The 26057-nt window shown below is 41.8% G+C and carries 25 protein-coding genes and 4 tRNA genes; 13 read left to right on the top strand and 16 right to left on the bottom strand.

Annotated elements, in window-relative coordinates; all coding sequences use genetic code 11:
• Nucleotides 1-106: 106 nt before the first annotated feature.
• The 5 genes from J1N51_RS03070 (at nucleotide 107) to arsJ (ending at nucleotide 5190) form a co-directional block, all read left to right on the top strand.
• Nucleotides 107-1324, top strand: a complete 1218-nt coding sequence (locus tag J1N51_RS03070) for an MFS transporter (protein ID WP_208832529.1) — start codon at nucleotides 107-109, stop codon at nucleotides 1322-1324.
• Nucleotides 1324-2286 (top strand): alpha/beta hydrolase, encoded by a 963-nt coding sequence (locus J1N51_RS03065; protein WP_208832528.1) that lies wholly within the window; start codon nucleotides 1324-1326, stop codon nucleotides 2284-2286. The genes J1N51_RS03070 and J1N51_RS03065 overlap by 1 nt, the downstream gene beginning before the upstream one ends.
• 124 nt (nucleotides 2287-2410) lie before the next feature.
• Nucleotides 2411-2776, top strand: a complete 366-nt coding sequence (locus tag J1N51_RS03060) for a metalloregulator ArsR/SmtB family transcription factor (protein ID WP_208832527.1) — start codon at nucleotides 2411-2413, stop codon at nucleotides 2774-2776.
• Nucleotides 2777-2858: 82 nt separating this feature from the next.
• Entirely contained in the window at nucleotides 2859-3863 is a 1005-nt protein-coding gene (locus tag J1N51_RS03055; RefSeq protein WP_208832526.1) for an ArsJ-associated glyceraldehyde-3-phosphate dehydrogenase, read from the top strand.
• Nucleotides 3864-3915: 52 nt separating this feature from the next.
• Nucleotides 3916-5190: an organoarsenical effux MFS transporter ArsJ gene (gene arsJ, locus J1N51_RS03050; RefSeq protein ID WP_208832525.1), complete on the top strand. Its 1275-nt coding sequence runs from the start codon at nucleotides 3916-3918 to the stop codon at nucleotides 5188-5190.
• A 43-nt stretch (nucleotides 5191-5233) separates the two neighbouring features.
• Here arsJ and J1N51_RS03045 read toward each other — a convergent pair whose 3' ends face one another.
• The gene (locus J1N51_RS03045) at nucleotides 5234-6055 is read right to left on the bottom strand and encodes a 3-hydroxybutyrate dehydrogenase (RefSeq protein ID WP_208832524.1); all 822 of its coding nucleotides are present in this window, start codon (nucleotides 6053-6055) and stop codon (nucleotides 5234-5236) included.
• Nucleotides 6056-6430: 375 nt separating this feature from the next.
• Between J1N51_RS03045 and J1N51_RS03040 the strand changes: the two genes are divergently transcribed.
• The 4 genes from J1N51_RS03040 (at nucleotide 6431) to J1N51_RS03025 (ending at nucleotide 8829) form a co-directional block, all read left to right on the top strand.
• Entirely contained in the window at nucleotides 6431-7129 is a 699-nt protein-coding gene (locus J1N51_RS03040; RefSeq protein WP_208832523.1) for a CoA transferase subunit A, read from the top strand.
• Nucleotides 7130-7139: 10 nt separating this feature from the next.
• On the top strand, nucleotides 7140-7796 hold the full coding sequence (locus J1N51_RS03035; RefSeq protein WP_208832522.1) for a CoA transferase subunit B: 657 nt from the start codon (nucleotides 7140-7142) through the stop codon (nucleotides 7794-7796).
• Between the two features lie 131 nt (nucleotides 7797-7927).
• On the top strand, nucleotides 7928-8446 hold the full coding sequence (locus tag J1N51_RS03030) for a hypothetical protein (protein ID WP_208832521.1): 519 nt from the start codon (nucleotides 7928-7930) through the stop codon (nucleotides 8444-8446).
• Between the two features lie 29 nt (nucleotides 8447-8475).
• Nucleotides 8476-8829: a DUF1428 domain-containing protein gene (locus J1N51_RS03025; RefSeq protein WP_208832520.1), complete on the top strand. Its 354-nt coding sequence runs from the start codon at nucleotides 8476-8478 to the stop codon at nucleotides 8827-8829.
• Nucleotides 8830-8849: 20 nt separating this feature from the next.
• Here J1N51_RS03025 and J1N51_RS03020 read toward each other — a convergent pair whose 3' ends face one another.
• Entirely contained in the window at nucleotides 8850-10790 is a 1941-nt protein-coding gene (locus J1N51_RS03020) for a methyl-accepting chemotaxis protein (RefSeq protein ID WP_208832519.1), read from the bottom strand.
• A gap of 122 nt (nucleotides 10791-10912) precedes the next feature.
• On the opposite strand from J1N51_RS03020, the gene J1N51_RS03015 reads away from it, so the two are divergent.
• Nucleotides 10913-12076, top strand: coding sequence for a MalY/PatB family protein (locus J1N51_RS03015; protein ID WP_332874936.1), 1164 nt, complete (start codon nucleotides 10913-10915; stop codon nucleotides 12074-12076).
• Here the strand turns inward: J1N51_RS03015 and lnt are convergent.
• From lnt to miaB, 5 genes are all read right to left on the bottom strand, one after another.
• Entirely contained in the window at nucleotides 12000-13598 is a 1599-nt protein-coding gene (gene lnt, locus J1N51_RS03010; protein ID WP_208832518.1) for an apolipoprotein N-acyltransferase, read from the bottom strand. The genes J1N51_RS03015 and lnt overlap by 77 nt on opposite strands.
• Nucleotides 13599-13612: 14 nt before the next feature.
• Complete coding sequence (locus J1N51_RS03005) at nucleotides 13613-14482, bottom strand: HlyC/CorC family transporter (RefSeq protein WP_208832517.1); 870 nt, start codon at nucleotides 14480-14482, stop codon at nucleotides 13613-13615.
• A gap of 135 nt (nucleotides 14483-14617) precedes the next feature.
• Nucleotides 14618-15079: an rRNA maturation RNase YbeY gene (gene ybeY / locus J1N51_RS03000; RefSeq protein ID WP_232842884.1), complete on the bottom strand. Its 462-nt coding sequence runs from the start codon at nucleotides 15077-15079 to the stop codon at nucleotides 14618-14620.
• Nucleotides 15070-16161, bottom strand: coding sequence for a PhoH family protein (locus J1N51_RS02995; protein WP_208832515.1), 1092 nt, complete (start codon nucleotides 16159-16161; stop codon nucleotides 15070-15072). Before J1N51_RS02995 ends, ybeY begins: the two co-directional genes overlap by 10 nt.
• Before the next feature lie 52 nt (nucleotides 16162-16213).
• On the bottom strand, nucleotides 16214-17647 hold the full coding sequence (miaB, locus tag J1N51_RS02990; RefSeq protein WP_208832514.1) for a tRNA (N6-isopentenyl adenosine(37)-C2)-methylthiotransferase MiaB: 1434 nt from the start codon (nucleotides 17645-17647) through the stop codon (nucleotides 16214-16216).
• A 230-nt stretch (nucleotides 17648-17877) separates the two neighbouring features.
• Between miaB and J1N51_RS02985 the strand changes: the two genes are divergently transcribed.
• A complete protein-coding gene (locus J1N51_RS02985) occupies nucleotides 17878-19092 on the top strand; it encodes an FAD-dependent monooxygenase (protein ID WP_208832513.1) in 1215 nt (404 codons plus the stop codon).
• Here J1N51_RS02985 and J1N51_RS02980 read toward each other — a convergent pair.
• The 8 genes from J1N51_RS02980 to J1N51_RS02945 all read right to left on the bottom strand — a co-directional run bounded on the left by J1N51_RS02980 (nucleotide 19089) and on the right by J1N51_RS02945 (nucleotide 23831).
• Nucleotides 19089-20441 (bottom strand): porin family protein, encoded by a 1353-nt coding sequence (locus tag J1N51_RS02980; RefSeq protein ID WP_208832512.1) that lies wholly within the window; start codon nucleotides 20439-20441, stop codon nucleotides 19089-19091. The genes J1N51_RS02985 and J1N51_RS02980 overlap by 4 nt on opposite strands.
• 177 nt (nucleotides 20442-20618) lie before the next feature.
• A tRNA-Gln gene (locus J1N51_RS02975) sits at nucleotides 20619-20693 on the bottom strand.
• 9 nt (nucleotides 20694-20702) lie between these two features.
• Nucleotides 20703-20777, bottom strand: a tRNA-Gln gene (locus J1N51_RS02970).
• 43 nt (nucleotides 20778-20820) lie between these two features.
• Nucleotides 20821-20905 (bottom strand) — tRNA-Leu (locus J1N51_RS02965).
• Between the two features lie 37 nt (nucleotides 20906-20942).
• Nucleotides 20943-21019 (bottom strand) — tRNA-Met (locus tag J1N51_RS02960).
• Nucleotides 21020-21463: 444 nt separating this feature from the next.
• Complete coding sequence (gene ychF / locus J1N51_RS02955) at nucleotides 21464-22555, bottom strand: redox-regulated ATPase YchF (RefSeq protein WP_208832511.1); 1092 nt, start codon at nucleotides 22553-22555, stop codon at nucleotides 21464-21466.
• Nucleotides 22556-22594: 39 nt separating this feature from the next.
• Nucleotides 22595-23185, bottom strand: coding sequence for an aminoacyl-tRNA hydrolase (pth, locus tag J1N51_RS02950; protein ID WP_208832510.1), 591 nt, complete (start codon nucleotides 23183-23185; stop codon nucleotides 22595-22597).
• Between the two features lie 25 nt (nucleotides 23186-23210).
• On the bottom strand, nucleotides 23211-23831 hold the full coding sequence (locus J1N51_RS02945; protein WP_208832509.1) for a 50S ribosomal protein L25/general stress protein Ctc: 621 nt from the start codon (nucleotides 23829-23831) through the stop codon (nucleotides 23211-23213).
• A 281-nt stretch (nucleotides 23832-24112) separates the two neighbouring features.
• Between J1N51_RS02945 and J1N51_RS02940 the strand changes: the two genes are divergently transcribed.
• A complete protein-coding gene (locus tag J1N51_RS02940) occupies nucleotides 24113-24562 on the top strand; it encodes a hypothetical protein (protein ID WP_208832508.1) in 450 nt (149 codons plus the stop codon).
• 51 nt (nucleotides 24563-24613) lie between these two features.
• Nucleotides 24614-24997, top strand: a complete 384-nt coding sequence (locus tag J1N51_RS02935; RefSeq protein ID WP_208832507.1) for a hypothetical protein — start codon at nucleotides 24614-24616, stop codon at nucleotides 24995-24997.
• 52 nt (nucleotides 24998-25049) lie between these two features.
• Here J1N51_RS02935 and J1N51_RS02930 read toward each other — a convergent pair whose 3' ends face one another.
• Nucleotides 25050-26006, bottom strand: a complete 957-nt coding sequence (locus J1N51_RS02930; RefSeq protein WP_208832506.1) for a ribose-phosphate pyrophosphokinase — start codon at nucleotides 26004-26006, stop codon at nucleotides 25050-25052.
• Between the last annotated feature and the right edge of the window lie 51 nt (nucleotides 26007-26057).

The raw sequence follows: 26057 nt of genomic DNA, 5'->3' as shown, positions 1-26057 counted from the left end.
CATGACCAGTTGGCAAGGGTAGTGGACTAAGGTAGTAGATATTTTTATAAGGCGGTCCAGTACTCTTTGAAGCACTTTTATTATTATCAAAAAGAAACTACCACATATGAAAATTCGGAACAAATACTTGGTCGAAGCCATTGTTTTTATGAGTTATGTCTTGTTTGCTATGGCGTGGGTGGGTGGCACAGCCAGTATGAGTCAAATAATGAGCTCGATGCAATTAGACAGTTATGCTTCTGCGAGTTTTATTAGTGGAGCGGTTACTTTTGCAAAAATAGTGGGCACCTTTATGGCGGCTTGGTTAGCCATTAAATTTGGAGTTAAAGTTGCCTTTTTTATAAGTGGCTTGCTGGTTGTGCTTGGCATATTTACGCCCCTTGCACAAGATTACGAATGGCTATTAGTCAGTCGGTTCTTGATGGGGTTAGGTGGGGCCTTAATGATTGTTTATTTTAATCCTATCGTAATGAATTGGTTTAGCTTAGAAGAGCGCTCTACAATTAATGGCTTAAATGCGGTCGCCTTTAATGTTGGAACTGCAATTATATTAACCTCTATGGTTAGTATTAATGAGTTAACTGGTAATTGGCAAAACAGTTTGGTCCTGTTTAGTATTATTAGCCTTGTATTGATTGTGATTTGGCTGTTTGTAGACGATCAGCCAACGACTGCCCAAACGTCAAGTCAAAATACTGTAAGTCAGGACAGCGAACAAACCTACGGTTATGTCGACGGTTTGAAGGATCCGTTTAATTGGGCATACTCGTTGTGTTATGCAGGATTGTTGGCCTTCTATATCTGTTTATTTACTTTTTACCCTAAAGCCGGTGTAAGCGAGAGTAGTGTAGTTATAGGCTTTGGCATTGTTGGCACGATAGCGGGTATGATTTATAGCAAACGGATCAAACAACGAGTTTCGGTAATAAAATGGTCGGGATTGATCGTTACGTTGATGGTTTTCACTTTATCATTTGTCAGTAGCGAAAGTATCCAGGCTCTTGCAGCTATGGTATTGGGCTTTTTTATATTTTTTCCGATAACTGCTTTAGTCTCTATTCCGCATGAGTTACCTAAAATGACAAGTAACAAAATTACTGTTGTGTTTAGTCTATTTTGGTCAATCAGCTATCTTTTTGCTACGGTCGTACTATGGTTGTTTGGCAAAATCGTCGATATGAATAATGGTGATTTTCAATATGCGTTTGGTTTAATTGCCATGGTAAGCTCTACGTTGTTTTTGGGGAGCTTCTTTTTGCCAGAAACCAATCCCAAACCAAATAAAAACAGTATTTCAAATGACAGTAACGAACAGGAGGCGTAATGAGAGGTACGTTAGCAAATCACTTGCAAGGCTTTATTAACGATGTCAATGCGGCTCTGAACAAAGCGCGCGAAGACGGAATAACACCGACCCCTGAACTCGCGAGGGAAAATCTAACAAAACTGTCGGGCTTTGTGACTCAGATACCGCAAATAGCCTTTGCAGAAGAGCGCCGTATTTATCACGAACAAATTGAAATTCCAGTCCGTGTTTATTCTCCTAATCCCCAGAAAGAGCTCCCTGTCTTGATATATTTTCATGGTGGTGGCCATATGTGTGGTAGCACTGAGTTATATGATCCTATGTGCCGTAAGCTTGCTATTGCAGGCGACTGCGTCGTGATTAGCGTCGACTATCGCCTTGCCCCTGAGTTTCCTTATCCGGCCGGTGTGAATGACTGTGAAGCGGTCGTTAAGAAATACCATCAAGCGTTGGTACATGTCGGTTATTCAAATACAGTAATGATTGGCGGGGATAGTGCTGGTGGTGCGATTTGTGGCACTCTTACCATGCGTAAAGAGGACGATCCTGAGCTTAACTTTTCCAAGCAAATTTTAATCTATCCTTCCTTAGATTACACAATGAGCCAACCTTCAATACAAGAAAATGGCGAAGGCTATTTACTCGAACGAACGCGCATCCAATGGTATTTCGATAACTACTTTGACGATTATGAAGACAGAAAGTTGTGTTCGCCATTATTTGCAGAGCTAAGTGAAAAAATGCCAGATACACTTTTAATCGTTGCCGGATGTGATCCTTTGCGTGATGAGGGGCTTTTGTACGCGCAGCAGTTAACTGACGCTGGGCATAGAGTGGTGGTTCGTGAGTTTGCGCATATGATTCATGCCTTTATGAATATAGAAGATTTAGTTCCGGATGAATGTCGAGAGCTTTACAAAGTCATTGGTGACTTTATAAACGAAGATTTACCCAGCACAATTGCACCACCAGCGGCGTAGATTTTTACATTTCCTTAATGTCTTGGTAATTCCGTATATCAAAATTGTTATATAACAATAATTGCATATGCGGTTTTTGTTATGTATCCTTGTGGCGTTTTAAATTTGGGTTCAAAGGAACCATATGGAACACAATACGCCAACACTACCTCAACTATTTAAAGCGCTCGGTGACGAAATACGCCTGGTGGCTTTATTACTCATTGTTGATCAAGATGAAATTTGTGTCTGTGAACTGATGACGGCACTTGATGAAGATAGTCAGCCTAAGGTTTCTAGACATTTAGCCCAACTTAAGAAAATGGGTATATTGCAAGATCGCAAACACAAACAGTGGGTGTTTTATTCAATTTCTCCACGCTGCCCAAACTGGTTGAGTGATTTACTCAAAGCACAATTACTCATTCAAAGTGACTTTTTACAACCATTTAAAACAAAGCTGTTAGCTATGGGGGAAAGACCACAGCGAACGGAGAACTGTTGTATCTAATTTGTACTTTTCGTCTTTAAAACAGCCTTAGCACAGATAACCAAGTGTAAAGGCTAAAACACATTTTCATTGGAGAACCGACATGACAATTAAAGTAGGTATTAATGGCTTTGGCCGCATGGGTCGACTGACGTTCAGAGCGGCATGCGACTTTCCTGAATTAGAGTTTGTTCAAGTAAATGATCCGGCCGGAGATGCGGCAACTTTCGCCCATTTGTTAGAGTTTGACTCGGTCCATGGAACTTGGGACAAAAAAATAGAAGTTAACGATAATCAAGTGACTGTTAATGGTCATAAGTTAATTTTCAGCCAAAACAAAGAAATAGAAGCAACAGACTGGTCGGGGTGTGACATCGTGATTGAAGCATCCGGTAAAATGAAAACGACGGAACTGCTAACTGCCTATTTGAATCAAGGTGTTAAAAAAGTTGTTGTGACTGCACCAGTAAAAGAGCCTTCGGTTTTGAACATTGTCATGGGCGTTAATGATCATTTGTATGACTCAAACGTGTACGACATTGTCACGGCAGCGAGCTGTACGACTAATTGCCTTGCACCGGTTGTAAAAGTGCTACAGGAAAAAGTGGGTATTGAGCACGGCTCCATGACGACCATTCATGACATCACCAATACCCAAACTATTTTAGATGCACCTCACAAAGATTTACGTCGAGCTCGTGCCTGTGGTATGAGTTTGATCCCAACGACAACAGGCTCTGCGACAGCGATCACCCATATTTTTCCTGAGTTAAAAGGGCGCTTAAATGGCCATGCTGTTCGCGTGCCTTTAGCTAATGCATCCCTAACCGATTGTGTATTTGAGTTAAAACGCGCAGTTACCGAGCAAGAGGTAAATGATTGGTTTGAAGAGGCTTCAACAGGCGCACTTAAAGGTATCTTGGGATATGAAACTAAACCTTTAGTGTCAATCGACTACAAAACAGATCCTCGTTCTACCATAGTGGATGCGTTATCAACCATGGTCATAAATGGTACTCAGCTTAAACTTTACACTTGGTATGACAATGAGTGGGGGTATGCTAACCGTACTGCTGAGCTTGCTCAAAAAGTTGCAAAAGCACTTTAATTTTAAGTTTTTAAATTATTTATAACTAATAAGAGATAGACGAGAGTTTGTTATGTTGAGTGCCCTTAGTTCTGTTAGCCGAGATGTCAAACAGTACCTATTAGTTACATTTAACTATTGGTCGTTCACCCTGACAGATGGTGCACTTCGCATGCTTGTTGTGTTGTATTTCCACCAGTTGGGATACGACACATTAAGCATTGCACTGTTGTTTATCTTTTATGAGGTATTTGGCGTCATTACCAACCTGTTGGGGGGCTGGATAGGAAGTCGGGTAGGCTTAAACCGAACAATGAACGTAGGGTTGCTTTTGCAGGTAGGTGCGCTGTTAATGCTAACCTTACCAACCGAATATTTAACGGTTGTTTGGGTCATGATCGCACAAGCCCTGTCAGGCATTGCCAAAGACTTAAATAAGCTCAGCGCCAAAAGCAGCATCAAACAGCTGGTTAAACAAGGAGAGACTGGCAAGTTATTCAAATGGATTGCGGTACTGACGGGGTCGAAAAACGCGTTAAAAGGCGTCGGTTTTTTCTTAGGTGGATTGTTATTGACTACGGTTGGATTCAGTCAGGCAATGTGGCTGATGTCGATGTGGCTCTTTGCTGTTTGGCTTTTGAGTATCTGGACTTTGGACAAAGATCTAGGAAAAGCGAAAAATAAGCCTAAGTTTTCTGAGCTGTTTTCAAAAAGTCCTGCAATCAATTACCTATCTGCAGCCAGAATGTGTTTGTTTGGTGCTAGAGACGTTTGGTTTGTGGTGGCACTACCGGTTTTTTTAACGGCTGTTCTAAACTGGAGCAGTGCGTCCGTCGGTATTTTTATGGCGAGTTGGGTTATCGGTTATGGCCTAGTTCAATCTCTTGCCCCGCGACTTTTCTTAGATGTAACTGGTCAATTAAAACATTCTAGACCTGCTTTATTGGCTGTTTTGGCGTTAACTATTGTGACACTCGCTCTGACTGGAGTATTCCAAGTGGTCATTGGAAATGGTGATTTGGCAATCGTTAACCAAGTCGTTGTAATTGGCTTGTTGGTATTTGGTGCTGTGTTTGCTGTGAACTCTAGCTTACATAGTTTCTTGATTGTTGATTTGGCAAAAGCGGACGGCGTCGCCATGGATGTCGGCTTTTATTATATGGCCAATGCGATGGGCAGATTGCTTGGCACCATACTCTCAGGTGCCGTATATCAAGCCTATGGTCTGGTCGAGTGCGTAGCGGTGTCGTCGTTATTATTAATTTTGGCTACGTTGGTTTCTACTAAGCTACCAGGCAAAGAATCAGGCAAACAATCAGGTAAATTACCAGGTCAATTATCTGGGTAATTAGCCCCGTACATGACCCTTTGCGCAAGATGAGGTGCTAGTTTTACTGTGCAGTCCAGCCTCCATCAATTGTCAATGCGCTTCCAGTCATAGTACTCGCGGAGTCGCTGCATAAAAAGCTTACAAGATCGCCAATTTGGTCCGGGCTTGTCATGTTTTCCAGCGGCTGTTTGGCCGTGACTAATTGTTTTTTTGCATCATCAAAACTGAGTGATTGATGTTTAGCGATGGCGTCAATTTGATCATTGATTAGCGGGGTTTCGACCCAGCCTGGACAAATAGCATTTACCGTTACACCTCGATTAGCTTGCTCCATTGCAACCACTTTAGTGAACCCCACTAATCCGTGTTTTGCAGCCACGTATGCAGACTTATTTACAGAGCCGACTAAACCATGAACTGAAGCGATGTTTATGATCCGTCCCCAGTTATTTTCGTGCATCAAAGGAAGTGCTTTTTGGGTAATATAAAAAGCAGCAGTCAGGTTGATGTTAATGATCATTTGCCAGCGTTCTAACGGAAATTTTTCGGTGGTTTCCGTATATTGAACGCCTGCGTTGTTTACTACGATATCCAATCGCCCAAATTTGGCTTGAATGACAGAAAAAAGCTGATCAATTTCTTTTACTTCCGCCAAATTGGCATCACTAAACGCAGACTTTATCTCATAGGTTCGCTCGAAAAGTCCTTGTAGTTCTTTACCTTGTGCTTGGTCTACCAAACCATGAATTATTACATTACACCCTTGTTGCGCCAATTTATGGGCGCTTGCTAAGCCGATACCGCTAGTCGAACCTGTGACTAAAGCGACCTTGCCTGTTAAGGGGGCATTTACAAATTGATGTTTAGGGACTTGCACAGCCATAAAGCGAAACTCCGAGAAATAAAACCTAAAGAATAACGATACCAATATTTAGGGCGCTGATATCTACTACCTTAGTATGAGTCGTATTTGTATGAAATCCTGCTGTTCGGTACGAAAGTAGAGTTGATGTTTATTGACTAGCCAATTATCTTTCATTTTCAAAGGTAAAACCTATGGAAGTGTCAAATAGAGTTTACTGGACGGTGTTGAGTTTTTATTCATTTGATGTCAAAAAATAGCGCGGTTTTGCCAACTTTGTGTAAGTATCAGCTTTAGCTGCGAGTCGGGTTTGTAAAAAACGACTTGGCAATAAAAAATTATAATGAAAAACAAAACGTTTGATTGAAGAGTCACTGAAAGGTGAAGGGGAGAAATATGTCAGGTTTTGACAAAGTCGTAAACAGCTACGAAGAAGCGATGGCGGGTTTACAAGACGATATGACGGTAATCGCTGGTGGATTTGGCCTTTGTGGTATACCAGAAGGCCTAATTGCACAGATTAAAACTATGGGAACCAAAGGCCTAACAGTCGTTTCGAATAACTGTGGCGTTGATGGATTTGGTTTAGGGTTGTTGTTAGAAGATCGCCAAATTAAAAAAATGGTGTCGTCTTATGTTGGTGAAAATGCTTTATTCGAACAGCAGCTATTAAATGGTGAGCTTGAAGTAGAATTAACCCCTCAAGGTACTTTGGCAGAAAAAATGCGCGCCGGTGGTGCAGGTATTCCTGCATTTTATACGGCGACAGGTTATGGCACTCCCGTTGGCGACGGAAAAGAAGTCCGCGAATTTAATGGCCGCAACTATATTCTAGAAGAAAGCATCACCGGTGACTTTGCGATTGTAAAAGCTTGGAAAGCAGACCGCTACGGCAACTGTGTTTATCGTCACACGGCTCAAAACTTCAATCCCATGGCTGCAACTGCGGGAAAAATTACCGTTGTAGAAGTGGAAGAAATCGTTGAACCTGGTGAATTGTCGCCATCAGAAATCCAAACCCCAGGTATTTACGTCAATCGAGTGATCAAAGGTAACTTTGAAAAACGCATCGAAAAAGTAACCACAAGAGACTAAGGAGCGACAGATGGCTTTATCAAGAGAACAAATTGCACAACGCGTCGCCCAAGAATTCAATGATGGCGATTACATTAACCTAGGTATCGGTATTCCTACTCTTGCGGCGAATTATGTGCCTGAGGGTATTGAAGTAATGCTTCAGTCAGAAAATGGTTTGTTAGGTATGGGCCCATACCCAACAAAAGACCAACTTGACGCTGATATGATCAATGCGGGTAAAGAAACGGTAACTGCAGCGACGGGAGCGGCGATTTTTAGCTCGGCAGAGAGTTTTGCAATGATCCGTGGTGGTCATGTTGATGTGACTGTACTTGGGGCATTTGAAGTTGATCAAGAAGGCAATATTGCGAGTTACATGATCCCTGGCAAACTCGTCAAAGGAATGGGTGGTGCCATGGATTTGGTTGCAGGTGCAGAAAACATCATTGTTACCATGACTCACGCCAACAAAAATGGCGAGTCTAAGCTGTTAGAAAAGTGTACTTTGCCACTAACGGGTGTTAACTGTATCACTAAAATCATCACTGATTTAGCGCTTTTAGAAGTTGATAATGGTGCGTTTATTCTTCGTGAGGTAGCACCAGGCGTAAGCGTAGAGGAAGTGAAGGAAAAGACCGCTGGTAAACTAATTATTCCTGATGACGTTAAAGAAATGAACGTATAACTTTCGTTTTTTCAAAAGACATTCTTAAAATCAGAGCCACTGGATTAAGCACCCAGTGGCTTTTTTGTTGTAGCGCATATATGCAGTAACCGTGTTTAGGCCTATAGTTATTAAAAACGGGGGAAGCTTTTATGTCTATGTCAGGTCAAAGTTTATTGCACTCAAAATGGCAACGCTCAGGGCTGGTAATTTTCGCCGCACTGTTATCGTTTAATTCCATGTTTAGTTTTGCTGAACGTGGCCCTTTGTCTGGTAAAGAAAGGGTGCTTCAAGCTATCGAAGACTATCAGGTTCAACCTATCTCCAAACGTGGCTTTGAGCTTGCTGGGCAAATTATTGAATTTGCTGAGCAGTCCGATAAAGTACTGGTAGAAGTGAATCCAGATACGACGCCTTGGTTATTGAACAATCGGCTCCCTGACTCATTAAGAGGGGCACTGTTGGGCGCGTATGTATCGGGAAACATTAAACCTCAATTGCAGCTCGAATTAAAAAAAGCTCACCATTGTGAAGGAGCTCTAGAGGTTAAGCGAGTACTGTCGTTAATTGTTAATGCCCAACTCAAGCAGGAATTAGAATTAGCGAATCAACTTAATGAAAACAGCCTTACTAACTTTAATTGTGTAGGCAAACCGGCAGACTTTATTTAATTGACTGTTTTAATAAAAAAGGAAACGAAATGGAATACATCGATGGCTATTTACTAGCGGTATCACAGGACAAAAAAGATGAATATATAGAGTTCGCCTCAAAACTCGTACCTGCATTTAAAAAATACGGTGCCACCCAAGTCATGGAATGTTGGGGGGATGATGTTCCCGATGGAAAACTAACGTCCTTTCCGATGGCGGTCAAAGCAGAGGAGGGTGAAGCAGTAGTATTTTCATGGATAGTGTGGCCCGATAAAGATACGCGTATGGCAGCCTGGCCAAAAATAGAAGCCGACGAATCTCTAGCCGGGCTTTTTGAAGATATGCCTTTTGATGGCAAACGTCTTATTTTTGGCGGCTTTAGCGTTGTTATAAAAGAGTAAATTGCGAGCGGTTAATCATCTCACGCGAAGGTATCTTTAATACGCTTTGATTGTTCATTGACAGACGTTTTTACATCCAAAGCCTGCTGACTTGCATCGTCAACTTGCAGGCTTATCTCATTCATCATATTGGCAAAATCACCAAAGTGAGTTTGCTGTTCGTTTGCGCACTGTAATGTTTGTGCGGAGATTTGCGCTGACATCAGGGCTTTTTCCTCAACTGAGTTTGTCGTTTCTATCAGCGAATTAACTATGACCGTTTGTTGCTGGCCAGATTCGGAAATTTGCTCGATGTTGGATTGGAGTAGGTTACTGTAATTAGTTAATTGTTCGAGTATTTGGCTGGTATCTTCTAACGACTCTTGTGTCTTAAAGGCGAGTTTTCTTACTTCATCTGCCACTACCGCAAAGCCTCGGCCGTGTTCGCCAGCTCGGGCAGACTCAATGGCAGCATTAAGTGCAAGGAGGTTGGTTTGTTCAGCAATCGACCTAATCACGTCCATGACCTGTTGTACTTCCGTTACGCTGCCTTGTAATTGATTTACTGTGTCGTTGGAGACATTGATTTGCTCGATGGTTTTGGTATTTGCAGCGAGTACTTCTTCTGCACCTTTACGGCCAGAAATCATGGCTTTTTCAGTATCCTGGGCGTAAGTTTCGACTTGCTGGGCAAGGTCGTTGAGCTGTTCATTGATTTGAGAAAGTTGGCTCAATACCGTTTTTGCTTGATGAACATTTTGTTGAGTTTCGTGGGTGCTATGGGAAATTCTCTCTACTTTATCACCAAGTTCGGCTAACGCATTGGATACAACCGTCATTTGTTCTGTTTTGAGTTTATAGTCACGCTCTTGGTTGTCTAACATGTGATTAAACGACGTGGCTATTTCACCAAACTCATTGTTTGCTCTGTCTGCTATTCGATTGAGTTCGCCACTTGTCACTAGCCGTTTAAAGGCGTCTCTTAACTCACGCAAAGGGTATAATATTTGACGAACCATTACTGCGTAGTTCATCAGACCAACAAAGGCAACAATCGCCAATGCCACTAAGGTGATGTAAATGGAAGTTTGATAGGTTGTTTCACGGTTTTTTTGTACTTGTGCTGCGGCTACTTCCGTTAAATGCTCGAGTTCGTCCATATCCTTATTTATTTCTTTTATTGTTTGAACGCGTAACGCAATAGAATCCAAAGTGTTGTTTAACTCCATTGGGTAACGATTTGCCAAAGAACGCAATTCGCCTATGATGTCCTCGCCAATATCGGTTTTGTCTTCATCATCACCAAAGAAAGACGCCAAATCATCATCGGTGTCGCTCTCTGCAAATACCTCAAGTAAAGGTAAGTTACTTATTTGGCTATTGACGTTTTGAATTTGAGTCACGGTTGCTGCAATCGCATCTTTTAACTCAGAGTCGGCTGTTTCGACAAATTTAACTCGAGTTTCACCAAGTTGATTAACCAAGGACATCACCTCTGAGCCGTACTCAATGTATTGTTTGGCAATTAAAGGTTTGTTGTCATAGCCTTGCATACCATAGCCAATCAAACTATCGGCATATCCAAACATTTCTCTCTCGGCGTTGACGATGAGGGCTTGTTCGTTTCCACTTAACTTTCCAAGTGCTCGATATTTGTTAGTGGTCTTGTCATTGAATTCACGTAGCTTAACTTGTAAGTCTTTAACCGCTTTATTTTGATCGCCCAACACGGTAAGTTGTTGTTGGATTGACTCTACTAAAGACTCAGCTTCACTGAGGTTTATGGCGTTACCAGTAGATAGGTAATTTTGGATGTGTCGGTAAAGGTTTATCGTCATCGTTTGATAAACCAATTGGAATTGATTGGCGTTACTATCTGAGGATTCAAGTTTGTTTTTGGCTATAAAAAATAGGCCAGCCATTACAATTACGGAAATAATGATAGTGACAGCCGAGATGCGAATTAGGTTAGATATTCTCATAAGTACTCCAATGTAGAGCGGCGAAGTGTAGTGAACTTATGTGACAAGTTTGTTACGCGAATGTGACAAGTCTGAATTTTTGGTTTTTATTCTGATAAACAACTAATTAACTAAGGTGAATAATGGAATCCATGACAAATCAATGGTTTGAACAACTTGTTGAGCGCACTGATACACATTCTTTAAAGTGGAATCGTTATAAAAATAAGGATGTTATTCCACTTTGGGTAGCAGACTCTGAATTTAAATCACCAACAGAAATACAGGCTGCATTGGCCAAACGAGTGCAGCACGGGATTTTTGGTTATCACAATCCTTATCACGATGAAGATGCGACTGAGGCTGTCGTCAATTGGTTGGATAGGCGTTTTAATTGGAAAATAGAGTCTAAGTGGTTGGTGTGGACTCCGGGTGTGGTACCTGCCTTTAACGTCATGTTGCGAGCGTTTTGTCAAAAGGGCGATGGGGTTATCGTTCAAACACCTAACTACCCACCTATTCTAAACGCAGCGAATCATCACAGCTTAGAAACCTTATCAGTAGGAACCGTTTGGTCAAATGGGCGTTGGCAGTTGGATTTTGAAGAGTTAGAGCGTCAAGCGGCAAAACCAAACGCCAAGGTCTTTTTGTTATGTAATCCTATGAACCCTTGTGGCAGTGTTTACACAGAAAAGGAATTAGAGAAAATTGAGGCAATTTGTCTTCGTAATGGTGTGTATTTATGTTCTGACGAAATCCACGCAGATCTTATATTAGAGCCATCTCAACCTCATTTTCCGGCCGGCCGTCTGAGTGAAATTGGAAGTCAAGCCGTTACCTTAATGGCAGCGAGTAAGACGTTTAATATAGCGGGGTTTGGAGTTTCGTTTGCGATTATTAAGGATCCCAAAATAAGGGCGCAATTCAAACAAGCCGCAGACGGAATTTGTCCTTCAGCTAACAACTTGGGTGTGATTGCGACGAAAACAGCTTTTAGTCAATGTGAGCCTTGGTATCTGGCACAGTTGGATTACCTTAGAGCAAATCAGCAATACTTAAACAAAGCGATAAATGAAATTCCGGGTCTCGAATACAAGCCCCAAGCGGCTACATACTTAGCTTGGATTAATGCTGAAGGGTTAAATGTAGCGGATGTGCAAAAAACCTTTGAAGAGGCCGGTGTGGGCCCCTCGCCAGGAAAAGATTTTGGTTGGCCTAATTACGTTAGGATTAACTTTGCTTGTCCGCGTTCAATGCTCGAGAGCGCCATTGAACGACTACAGCAATTCCTGCCAAAACCAAGGTAAACAACCAAGCAATAAGGTTACCTAGCGTTTTATACGGAGTTTGGCTCAGTGCAATATCGACTGTATGACTCAATACTGCTTGTTCAAATTGCGGCAACTGCGCCGCAATTGTTCCATCGCTGTTAATAACCGCTGTAACACCATTATTGGTGACACGAATTACTGGCATAGCCATTTCGAGTGCGCGCATTTGGGCAATCTGTAAGTGCTGCCATGGACCATGAGAAGCGCCAAACCAAGCGTCATTGCTCAGAGTTAGTATAACGTCGCTGTTGTTATATAGATTGGCTCTAACTTGGTCAGCAAAGGCAATTTCGAAACAAATCGCAGGAGATAAGTTAAGCCCATTAGCAATCAGGTTATCTTGTTGGTAATAACCTCGACTAAATGATGACATGGGTAAATCAAAAAGCGGCGCAATTTCTCGCAATACGCTCTCTAACGGCACAAATTCACCGATTGGCAATAAGTGGTGTTTGTTAAATCTATTGCTGTGACCGTATCGGTAGTGGCCATGTTCGTCACCTGAGTTCTTATTGCCTAATACGATTATGTTGTTATAGGCATTAGTGGTATCTGGTTGATAATCGACGATGCCCGTAATAAGAGCTGTGTTACTTTGAGCCGCAATACTATCTACTTCGTGTAAAAACTCTTTAGACAGGATCTCTAATCTAGGAATAGCAGCTTCAGGCCAAATAATTAAGTCATGATCGTCAAAAAACGACGTCGATAACTTGAGGTAAGTCTGCATTGTTGGCCATTCGTTTTCAGGTTGCCATTTAATGCTCTGGGCAATATTGCCTTGCACCATCGCAACTTTAACTTGTTTGTGCGTAGGGCCAGACCAGGAAGCATTATTGAGAATGGTTGCCGCAGTAAATATAGATACGAACGGTAAAATATAAATACTCGAGTTGAACCTGAGTTTATTTTGTTTAACCTTGATAAGCAGTTGTGCCAGGCTTGCGGTAACAAAAACGACAATCGCCTGTAAGCCAAACTCACCAACAACTGGCGCTAACGCTCTTAACGGCCCTTCTGTTTGGCTATAACCAATTGAAAGCCACGGAAACCCAGTTAAAAATACCCCACGTAAAGACTCTGCTATCAGCCATAATAGTGGCATGATTAAAGTCAGCGGTAGGCCAATAAAACGTTGGGTTAATTTTTTATATGCCCAGCCGAAGAGGGCTGGATATAATGCTAGATACAGAATTAAAAGACCCATCAAGAGTAAAGAAGCGGCGATGGGAAGACCACCGAAGTCAGCGATTGCAACATGAACCCAGCTGATTCCCGCACCAAACCATCCAAGTCCAAAACACAGGCCTAAAGTACGTGCGTATTTAGCAGTAGAGGCTCGCTCTAAACTATAAAACAATAAAGTGAAGGTAAAAAAGGGAAGCCACCATAAGTTAAATGGGGCATAGGCTAGTGTATTAATACTGCCAGCTAATATTAAGCCGATGGCGGGAAACCATCGGCTTAAAAGTGCATCCGTGCGGAATTTGTTAACCATGTAGATAAAACACCTTATACAGCGTGCGCTTTCTTTTTAGGTAGAGTAACCATTAGTTGCTGAATTCGACGCGTATCGGCAGATTGAATCTTAAACTTGATGTCTTCGATGTGCACTTCTTCACCTTTTTCAGGCATGTGACCGAATTTGTGCAAAACGATACCGCCAATGGTATCAGCTTCTTCTTCGTCAAATTCAGTTCCGAAATAGGCATTGAAGTCATCAAGTTCCGTTAACGCTTGAACCATATAACAGTGTTTTGAAACTTGGCGAATGTCGTCGGTTTGATTATCTTCAGAATCAAACTCGTCTTCGATTTCACCAACGATGAGTTCTAGGATGTCCTCGATAGTAACTAGTCCTGATACACCACCATATTCATCAACGACGATTGCCATGTGATAACGATTTAAACGGAATTCGCGTAGCAGGGTATCGACGCGCTTACTCTCAGGTACAACAACGATTGGGCGCAATAGAGACTTAAGGTCAATCTCTTGTTCACGGTCCATTAACAGTTGCAGTAGGTCTTTTGCAAGAAGTATCCCTTCGACGTGATCTTTGTCTTCAGTCACAACTGGAAAGCGTGAGTGACCTGACTCGATCATTTCTGGGATGAACTTTTCTGGGCTGTCAGATAAGTCCAAAGTGATCATTTGTGAGCGAGGGATCATGATGTCACGGATACGTAAATCGGCAATACCCATTACGCCATCAATCATGTTTTTGGTGCTCAGGTCGATCAGATCATTTTGTGCCGCAGCATCTATGATGTTAGCGACATCTTCTTTACTTTGCGGTTCGTCGGTAAAAAGTTGGCCAAGTTTTTCTATCCAACCTTTGTTCGAAGAACCGTTGCTACTATGTGGATTGTCGTCGTTCATTCTAGTAAGAATGTTCCTATGTTATTAAAAAATCTATTAAAACGGCTAACTTAATCGTTACCGAAAAAGACTGCCATTTGACTCCATTTTGGTTGAAAAATGAGCGCAATGTCAATCTAAATATTTGTTACAAAATTAGTCAATTAGATAAGGGTTGTGAAAACCAAGCTCTTTTAGAAGGTCGATTTCTAATTGTTCCATCTCTTCCGCTTCTGAGTCTTCTATATGGTCATAACCGAGCAGATGCAAGCTTCCGTGTATAATCATATGACACCAATGTGCTTGTTCGGTCTTATTTTGCTCTTTGGCTTCTTGTTGAACAACTTGCGCACAGATGACTAAATCACCTAACAGCGGAAGCTCTACGTGCGCTGGTGCTTCAAACGGGAAAGATAAAACGTTTGTCGGTTTATCCTTGCCACGATATTCGTGATTCAAACTTTGACTTTCTTCTACGTCAACAATGCGTATTGTGATCTCTGATTCTGCTTGAAATTGCGGCAATACATGATTCAACCACTGTTCAACCTGGTCTTGCGAAGGAAGGTTGGTTGCTGAAGTAGCAAGTTGATAATCTAGAGTAACGCTCATTGTGATGAGAGATCCTTTAATGTCGCTTCTCGAATGGCTTTTTCTTGCTCTGCTTTTTCTTTTGCAAGTTTGTCGCGCTCAGCTTTGGCTCTGCGCTCGTCTTCGTCGTGTTTTTCATAAGCCATAACAACCTTAGCCACAACTGGATGACGCACAACGTCATCGGCTTTAAAGAAGTTAAAACTAATGTCTTCGACTTCACCAAGGATTTCGATTGATTGACGTAAACCCGACTTCGCACCGCGAGGTAAGTCGACTTGAGTGATATCACCTGTAATGACGGCTTTAGAATTAAAACCGATACGGGTCAAAAACATCTTCATTTGCTCGACTGTGGTGTTTTGGCTTTCATCCAAAATAATAAATGCATCGTTAAGTGTGCGTCCACGCATGTAGGCTAGAGGCGCAACTTCGATTACGTTGCGCTCAATAAGGCGTTCTACCTTTTCGAAGCCCATCATTTCAAATAATGCATCGTACAGTGGGCGCAAATACGGATCGATTTTTTGACTTAAATCACCAGGTAAAAAGCCCAGCTTTTCACCGGCCTCAACCGCTGGTCGAGTTAACAAAATTCGACGAACTTCTTGGCGCTCTAATGCGTCGACTGCGCACGCTACCGCTAGGTAGGTTTTACCAGTACCTGCGGGACCGATACCAAATGTGATGTCGTGATTGAGTACGTTTTTAACGTAATCGATTTGATTTTTGTTACGAGGTTTGATGTTGCCTTTACGAGTACGAACAATGACTTCGTCGTCATAGGCTTCGTGACCTTGATCAAGAACGGCCGCCTCTTGCACTGCCAAATGTACTTGGTCTGGGGTTAGCTCTGCCGCTTTTACTTTGTTTTTAGCTTTGGGACTGGGCTGTGTCTCGATATAGAGATTTTTTAATACATCGCTCACCGCTGCCGTATTTTGCGGGTTACCCACAATTTTAAATTTGTTTCCTTGATAAGTGATCTCCACTCCCATGCGACGTTCGATATATTTGAGGTTATCATCGTATGGACCAATAAGAGACGCTAAACGGTCTTTATTGGCAGGTTCTAGAAACAGTTCTACGGTATTGATTTTTTTTGGCAATGTCGTTCAGTCCTCAGTTAAAAATAGGGTGTCTATGCACCCTATATTTTCATTAGTTTGGTGTAAAGGTCGCAACACCTAAATCGTCTTCTTGAACTTGTCGTTTGGCTAAAATGTCGGCAGGCGATACATCTTGACGCAAGCCCATTTCGTTTTCGCCACGAATAAATTCGCCGCGTAAAGAGTTTGTATAGACGTCGACAATCTTAACGTCTGCAAATCCACCGATTAACGAGTGTGGACCTTCAAAGTTTACTACACGGTTGTTCTCAGTACGACCACGAAGCTCCATTGGATTTTTAACCGAAGGACCTTCAACCAAAATACGCTGCTCCGTGTTTAACATCTGACGAGAGATTTGCATTGCTTGGTGCGTAATTAAGTTTTGAAGCTCGTATAGTCGCTCTTTCTTTTCTTGCTCAGACACGTCATCCGGTAAATCTGCCGCTGGTGTACCTGGGCGAGCACTATAGATAAAGCTGAAGCTGTGGTCATAACCAATGTCTTCGATTAGCTTCATCGTTTTAGCGTGATCTTCCGCTGTTTCACCTGGGAAACCAATGATGAAGTCACTACTCATACTTATATTAGGACGCACTTTGCGCAATTTGCGAATTTGTGACTTGTATTCAATTGCCGTATGGCCACGTTTCATCAAGTTTAGAATACGGTCAGCACCTGATTGAACTGGCAAGTGCAAGTGATCTACAAGCTCTGGAATGTCCTCGTACGCGGCGATAATGTCGTCGGTAAATTCTACAGGATGAGATGTTGTGTAACGAATGCGGTCAATACCATCGATTGAAGCAACATAACGCAACAACTCACTGAATAAACAAATGTCGCCATCGTGTGTTTCACCACGATATGCGTTAACGTTTTGGCCAAGTAAATTAACTTCACGAACGCCTTGCTCTGCAAGTTGCGCGATTTCATATAATACGTCGTCAAGAGGGCGCGATACTTCTTCGCCACGTGTGTAAGGTACAACACAAAACGTACAGTATTTACTGCAGCCTTCCATAATGGAAACGAACGCACTTGGACCATCAGTTGTTGGCTGTGGTAAACGGTCAAATTTCTCGATTTCTGGGAACGAGATATCAATAACAGACTCACCTTCGCCAGCTTTGATTTGTTCAATCATTTCTGGCAAACGGTGTAAAGTTTGAGGACCAAATACCATGTCTACATATGGTGCGCGTTCACGAATGTGCTGGCCTTCTTGAGACGCAACACAACCACCAACACCGATAATTAGGTCTGGGTTCTTTTCTTTAAGGTTTTTCCAACGTCCAAGCTGATGGAATACTTTCTCTTGAGCTTTTTCACGAATAGAACAGGTATTCAGAAGAATGACGTCAGCGTCTTCTGCTTGTTCGGTAAACTCATATCCATGACTGTCATCCAAAAGATCTGCCATTTTTTGCGAGTCATACTCGTTCATCTGACAGCCCCAGGTTTTAATATGTAGTTTCTTTGTCATTCTGCTCTCGTACTTCGTAAATGAAAACGTTGGTTTGTAAAAGGTCGCGTATTTTACAGGTAAAAGAGGTTAACTGGAAGACCTGAAATTTGTCCTGTTTATAACAACTTATTTCTTTGTAGTTGATTTTGTGAATATTTGCAGTAAATGCCTTCTTAATAAAGACTTTTCTGGCATAATATTGGTAGTTTATCGGCTTTAAAACAACAGCCAATCACAGGTACAAAAACATGCCCAATCAGAATCTGCAAGACTCTTTACTCAACAACAGTTTCGATATTGTTATTATAGGTGGTGGCATGGTCGGTGCGAGTTTAGCAGCGGGTTTTGCTCAACAAAACAAGTCTGTACTGGTGATTGAGCGAGCACGTCCAGATAATGATTGGCTATCACAACCACCGCTGAGGGTATCTGCTGTCAACAGATACAGCGAAACTTGGCTACAATCGGTTGGGTGTTGGAATGACATAGATAAAGCAGATAAATGCCAATTTAATCGACTCGCAACTTGGGAAAAGGGCACTGATAAAGTCGAATTCAGTGCTGAAGAGTTACAGGAGTCTCATTTAGGTCATTTAATTCGTAACGAAGCTTTGCAGTTAGCCTGTTATAGCGCTTTAGAGAAAAATGACTCAGATAAGGTGTCTTTTATGTACGGTGGGCAAATTGATCAAGTACAAAACAACACCAACAATGTAATTATTACAGGTCGCACCAAAGATGATAAAGCGTTTACTGTTAATACCTTACTTTTAGTCGGTGCAGATGGTGCCAATAGTAAAGTTCGCCAATTAGCAAAAATTGGGGTGACCGGTTGGGATTATCAGCAGGCTTGTTTTAGTATTACGATAAAAACCAATTTTGCGACGCAAGACATTACCTGGCAAGAATTCCAGCCATCGGGCCCTAAAGCATTTCTGCCTCTAAATGACGGTTTTGCTAGCCTCATCTGGTATGACAGTAAATCAACCATTAGTGCATTAAAAGGGTTGTCTGACCAAGCTTTGAAACAAGCGATTATTGAGACGTTTCCCGAGCTACCTGGTGATTTTGATATCATTCAACACGCATCATTTCCATTAACTCGCAGGCAAGCCAACCAGTATAACAATGGCAGAATTGTACTTGTTGGTGATGCTGCTCACACGATTAACCCATTAGCAGGTCAAGGTGTTAACTTAGGGTACAAAGACAACGCGACGTTACTCTCGTTAATGCAGGACTCTGACCTTAAAGACTTTGATAGATTAGTTAAGTCACTCAAGCGCTATACTATCAAGCGCAAAGCCGATAGCTTGTTAATGTCTGGTGTTATGGATGGGTTTTATCACTTGTTCAGTAACGACAAAGCCCCACTTAAAAAAGCTAGGGGCGTTATGCTATCTTTGGCAAACCACTTTTCTTTTGCTAAAAAGTCGGTAATTAAAAAAGCGTTGGGTTTTTAGAAATTAGCGCTGATATACAAAACCGCCATTCTTTTTTCAGCCTCTGATACATCGAACGTTTCACTAGGTGGATATAATGGTAAACCTATGATGTTTTCGACGACTCTAATATCCGATAATCGTATCTCTCCCGTTCCCTGTTTAACATATCCACCAATAGTAATAGGGAAGCCAAACGCGTCAGTATTTACTGATAAGCTTAACCCCAACAAATCTATGACTTCCGTCCTTTGATAGGGCTGGGCCGTGTCGATTTGGTCATTCGCATTATCAGTAAAGAAACCCAATGTCATTTTATTTGTTTTTGACAGATGATAGGAAAAGCCTAATGAGTAGTTAATTACTTTTTTGAGGTTTCGGGTAATCGGTGGGTGAAAGTCACTAATGGTAAATGGTTTAACATCGACATCACTGTAATAATCAATATCAAAACTAACCATCACTCGATTAAATTGCTTCGACAAACCCGTTGAGATGTTGGTTGCGTACTCTTGCTTTTTTTCGCCTTGGATTAGGCCAACACTGGCGTTTCTTCCTGGCGCGGGCACACCGCCAACGCTTGATACAAATATCTGATGTGCGGCTTCAAAATTTCGGTTAAGGGCAACGTCCTGAGACGCTTTTAAACCCCAATTAAACTCAGGACTTTTGTATAACACGCCTATTTGTGGTGTCGCAATGACGTTAATATCGGTTATTCGTCTTGTAGCGGTAAACCCTTGGTTAATGGGTCCAAGCTGGGTATTAACATTAGCTAAAATGCCAGAGCCTTGCACGGTTTCAAACTGCTTGTATTTTAAAATCATCGAGCTGCCAAACGACCAGTTGTCATTGATCTTAACCGCACCACCAATTCCGAGTTCATAGGATGCATTGTCTAAGTCAATATTGGCAAATTGTGTCTCGGTACCAATTTGAGCCCCGTTGTCTAATAAAATATCGGTTTTCGCTGTGGAGTAATTGCGTTCGATAGATAGGTCAGATACGGCAAAGGCCAGACTCCAATGCCATCTATCGGTGTTTTTACCTGTTCCTAAAAAGCTAGGTACGATAGAAAACGATGACCTTGAAAAGTCCGAGTTATCAGCAAAGACTTCTTTTATATCCATCTCTTCCCAAGCAAAAGTACTTAATGATGCAGAGTTGTTGAGCTTTGTTTGGGCCAGGCCAGCAGGGTTATAAAAAACGGCTGACATGTCGTCTGAAATAGAGGTAAAGGCACCACCCAAGCCAATCGCTTTGGTTCCAAGTAACACGTTTTTGTAGTGATATTCATCTGCAATTGCAGAGTTTATAAGTAACAAGGAAACAGTAATACTGACACAGGTATTAATAAAACGATTATTCATTGATGCACTCCATTGACTACTAGCAAAAACACATACGAAAGCATTAGTATTCAACGTTTAAAAAACGTGAGAGTCGAGATTAATTAGAAAGATAGCTAATTAAATTGGATTGCGAAAGGGGAGTTTAGATTTTTGTTTTAGAAAGAAAAAAGCCTCGCAAGAGCGAGGCTTTAAAGGTGGCTGGAGTACCAGGATTTGAACCTGGGAATGGCGAGATCAAAACCCGCTGCCTTACCGCTTGGCGATACTCCAACAAAAAGTTGGCTGGGGTACCAGGATTTGAACCTGGGAATGGCGAGATCAAAACCCGCTGCCTTACCGCTTGGCGATACCCCAACGTAACCTTGCATGACTTTGGTTAAAAGACCATGACTTTAAATGGTGCGGAAGGAGAGACTTGAACTCTCACACCCGAAGATACTGGAACCTAAATCCAGCGCGTCTACCAATTCCGCCACTCCCGCAAATTCTTTATACTTGAGTTTGGTAGTGGTATCGAATTGGTGGCTACGCCCTGATTTGAACAGGGGACCCCATCATTATGAGTGATGTGCTCTAACCAGCTGAGCTACGTAGCCATCCTTTGTTTCGATTACCGCCTCAAGCGATGTGGCGTATTATGCTGATGCGACCCCCACTCGTCAACAGCTTTTTTAAATAAAATGTCATTGTTTTGATTGTTTGGTTTTAAAATAAACAAGTTGAACAAAATATAATTAAAAATCGCCGATTTTGGGCTTTGTTTAATGAAAATAATGGCTGTTTTATTTGAATTAAATAGTATTTTACGTGATGAAGTCGGGAGCTTTTGGTGGTTTAAACAGCGATCGAAAGTCCTTAATTAAAAATCAAAAGGTTGAATTTTAGGCGTTTGAATAAAATAAACATAAGAACAGACCGAAAAGGTAGTTTAAGTTTTTTAAATCAATCCAAGTTCGGGCTTTTAAATTAACCAACTGGACAAATTTCATCCATAAAAAAAGCCTCAATTTGAGGCTTTCATAAAAAGATTTTTGGTTAAATTACACGTTGAAACGGAAGTGAATGACATCGCCATCTTTTACAATGTAGTCTTTACCTTCTAAACGCCACTTGCCTGCTTCTTTAGCACCAGATTCACCACCATTTTCTACATAGTCGCTGTAGCCGACGATCTCAGCTCTGATGAAGCCTTTTTCAAAGTCGGTATGGATTTTACCAGCGGCTTGTGGAGCAGTACTTCCCTCAGGGAAAGTCCAAGCACGAACTTCTTTAACGCCAGCAGTAAAATAAGTTTGTAGGTTAAGTAATTCGTAACCAGCGCGAATTACACGGTTAAGACCTGGCTCTTCTAAACCTAAATCTTCCATGAATTCTGCCAACTCATCGTCTTCAAGCTCTGAAAGCTCAGATTCAATAGCCGCACAGACTGCAACAACGACTGCGTTTTCGCCTTTAGCGATTTCTTTCACTTGATCTAAAAACGGGTTGTTTTCAAAACCATCTTCCGCAACGTTTGCGATATACATAGTTGGTTTCATAGTTAAGAGGTTAAGGTAGCTAATAGCTGCTAACTCTTCTTTTGCCAACTCAACAGAACGAGCCATGCCGCCTTCATCAACAACAGGCTTAAGTTTTTCTAATACTGTGATTTCAAACTTAGCGTCTTTATCACCACCTTTTGCTTTTTTAGCGTTGCGTTGTAACGCTCGGTCGATGGCTTCCATATCAGATAACGCAAGTTCAGTGTTGATGACATCGATATCTTCTTGAGGATTTACTTGACCCGCTACGTGCACAATGTTCGGATCGTCGAAACAACGAACTACGTGGCCAATCGCATCAGTTTCACGGATGTTCGATAAGAATTGGTTACCCAAACCTTCACCCTTAGACGCACCTTTTACCAAGCCTGCAATGTCAACAAATTCCATAGTGGTTGGAATGACACGTTGCGGGTTAACGATCTCCGCTAGTTTGTTCAAGCGTAAATCTGGAACAGGAACCACACCTGTATTTGGTTCGATTGTACAAAACGGGAAGTTTGCCGCTTCGATACCGGCTTTTGTTAATGCATTAAATAGTGTTGATTTACCAACATTTGGCAAACCTACGATGCCACATTTAAAACCCATGATGGTTCCTTAATTGTTGCTTTTATTTGTATAAAAGTATTATTCAGCTTTGAAAGAGTGCAGACGGCTCTGCGCTTTTTTCAAATCTTGTTTAAACCAAATGTCGAGACTGCGAACTGCTTCGTCAACGGCAGCGTCTATTTTTTCTTGTTCGACACTTGGCGCTTTTCCTAATACCCAACCTGTTACTTTTTCGCGGCTGCCAGGATGGCCAATGCCAACTCGCAAGCGATAAAATTCTTTGTTGTTAGCCATTTTTGCAATGATGTCTTTTAAACCGTTGTGTCCACCATGACCGCCGCCTTGTTTTATTTTAGCGACACCTGGCGGTAGATCCATTTCATCGTGAGCGACTAAGATCTGTTCTGGTTTAATTTTATAAAAGTTTGCTAAGGCTGCGACAGCTTTACCACTTAAATTCATAAAGGTGGTAGGGATGAGTAATTTAACTTCTTGACCGTGCAAAATAACTTTGCCGGTATATCCAAAGTATTTACTGTCGTTTTTGAGGGTAACATTGTTGCTTCGGCAAAGTTCTTCGATAAACCATGCTCCAGCATTATGGCGGGTATATTTGTATTCGGGGCCCGGATTTGCCAGGCCCACGATTAGTTGAATATCAGTACTCACTTAGTGTACGTCTATTCAACGCAGATTATTCAGAATCTGCTTCTTCAGAAGCTTCATCTTCAGCTGCTTTTGCTTTAGGTGCGCTTAAGCTTACAACCGCTTGGTCGTGATCTTCACCTTTAGCTAGTTCAACTGATTCAACACCTGCAGGAAGCGTTAAGTCACTGATGTGTAACGTTTGACCAACTTCTAGGTCAGCAACGTTAACTTCGATGAACTCTGGAAGGTCTTTAGGAAGACAAGTAATTTCAAGTTCAGTCATTGTGTGATTAACAATCGCGCCGCTCTTAGTAGCAACATCTTCACCGATGAAGTGAACTGGAACACTTGTGTGTAACTTGTGGCCAGCTTCAACACGTTGGAAGTCCAAGTGCATGATTTGTGCTTTGTAAGGGTGACGTTGAACGTCTTTTAAGATTACTTCTTCGTTCTTGCCATCGATAACTAGAGTTAAGATGTGAGAGTAGAAACCTTCGTGTTCTTGAGCTTGCCAAACTTTGTTGTGCGCAAGAGCGATTTGTTGAGTTTCTTTATCTGCACCGTAAACGATTGCAGGAACTTGGTTAGCGTGACGAAGGCGGCGGCTCGCACCAGTACCTTTTTCGTTGCGAACTGTAGCTTCTAAAGTGTAAATAGCTTCAGACATGGAATTCTCCAAAATACATAAATAAAAGATGTTTTCTCCCGCGACCAAGAGAAAACCCATACCCCAAAAGATGAGGGCGGCGTATTTTAAAGGAAAGTGACCAAACGCTCAACTGTTTATTTTATTTACAGCAAGTTAATATGGTTTGTTGTTAGGAAGAAAAAACTCACAATCGATGCGTTTCACTTATAGAGACATTGTTTCGTGGGTCTTGTGTCAAATGCATATAATATTTAATATCAAGTGGATAATAAAAAGAACAAAAAAGAGTTAGGGTTACAATGAATAGATTGATTAGGGCAATCGCTCTTTTACCTCTGCTACTTTTACTCGTTAAAAGTGGTATGGAGGTGAATCAGGGTAATGCAGTTTCAACCTCTTATTGGGTGTTTGGCTTGGCGGTAATAAATTTATTCGCTTTAAATATGTCACTAGAAAAACTACGCGACGGTATCAAAGGTATTTTATATTCGGGTTTGATGGCGAATTTTCTGTTGGTTTTAACAATTTTAATGGGCCAACAAGTTTCGTTACTAACGCTGTTTATATTCTCGGTCTATGCTCTGTCTGTGTTTATTTTGGCATTGTTAGATTTGATCAATGTTAAGTATGTGGATAATAGCAAGGCTGAAGCACCGTTCCACTCAAGCGATGACGATCAAGTCGTAAACCATTCTAAATCTACGGAAGATCAGTCCAGCAAACGCTCGTTAAATGAAGCAAGAGATTAGGTCGTATCGAACCATAGACAAATATGTCTGTAGCCTTATTGGAGGGTTTTAATGAAGCAGTTTATGTTAATAGCAACGGGCTTGTTAATAACAGCTTGTACCTCGACAGATTCAAGTAATGATATTCAACCGCTGTCGAATGAGCGGGTTACAATATATAAAGATGCTGTAAAAAAGCAATGCTTTGGTGACGGTATCGCCTTGGAAACTATGAGCTCGACTCTTTCAATATCGGGCGTAACTGTGTTTTGTGCAGAACGGCATAATGATGGAATGGTGTACCCACAGGTTTGTGGAAATGATGAGGGCACAATAAATGTGTTTTCGATTTCTAAGTCTGATTTAGAGACCGCCAAAACATTGGGCTTTAAAGAGGTCAGTGAGCTAAAGTCGGCACAAATTAAAACAAGCTGTGCAGAAGTCATTAAAAATTAACTAAGAAAAAGCGGCTTCAAAGCCGCTTTTTCTTAGGATATCTATTTGGTATCTAGTGCTCGAACATGGCCGAGATAGATTCTTCGTTGCTTAAGCGACGAATCGCCTCTGCTAACATGTTCCCCAAGGTCAGTTGACGAACATTTGGCAGTGCGGCTATTTCTTCTGCCAGTGGAATCGAATCTGTTACTATAACTTCATCAATGACTGAATTTTTTAGGTTTTCTACTGCATTACCAGAGAATACCGGGTGAGTTGCATAAGCAAAAACGCGTTTTGCGCCGTGTGCCTTAAGTGCTTCAGCTGCTTTACACAAGGTGCCACCTGTATCAATCATATCATCAACCATAATACAATCACGACCTTGAACGTCACCGATTATATGCATGATTTGAGCGACGTTGGCTTGCGGGCGACGTTTGTCGATAATCGCAAGGTCTTTGTCGTCCAATAATTTAGCGATTGCTCTAGCGCGAACAACACCACCAATGTCTGGTGATACAACAACCACATCTTCAGCACGGTCAAAGCCTTTTTTGCGAAGGTCATCAACCAAAATAGGACTACCGAAAACGTTATCCACTGGCACGTCGAAGAAACCTTGGATTTGCTCAGCGTGTAGGTCAACCGTTAATACACGGTCTACACCAACACTCGATAAGAAGTCGGCAACAACTTTGGCAGTAATTGGAACACGTGCAGAGCGAACACGACGGTCTTGGCGAGCATAACCAAAATATGGAATGACAGCGGTAATACGTCCAGCAGAAGCTCTTCTAAGAGCGTCAACCATGACGATAAGTTCCATTAAGTTGTCGTTACAGGGGGCACAGGTCGATTGAATAATGAACACGTCTGAGCCACGGACGTTATCATTTACTTGAACGCTGATCTCACCGTCGCTAAAACGACCTACAGTGGCATTTCCTAGGTCGATGTCGAGACGATTACTGATGATTTCGGCAAGTTCTGGCGTAGCGTTTCCAGCGAAGAGCTTTATATCAGGCACGGAGATATCCTATAGCTTTATGCTTTATTTATGTTGAGATTAGTCAAAGAA

The sequence above is a fragment of the Psychrosphaera ytuae genome, assembly GCF_017638545.1.
Classification (GTDB): Bacteria; Pseudomonadota; Gammaproteobacteria; order Enterobacterales; family Alteromonadaceae; genus Psychrosphaera; species Psychrosphaera ytuae.
This window is presented reverse-complemented; position numbering and strand designations above follow the sequence as displayed.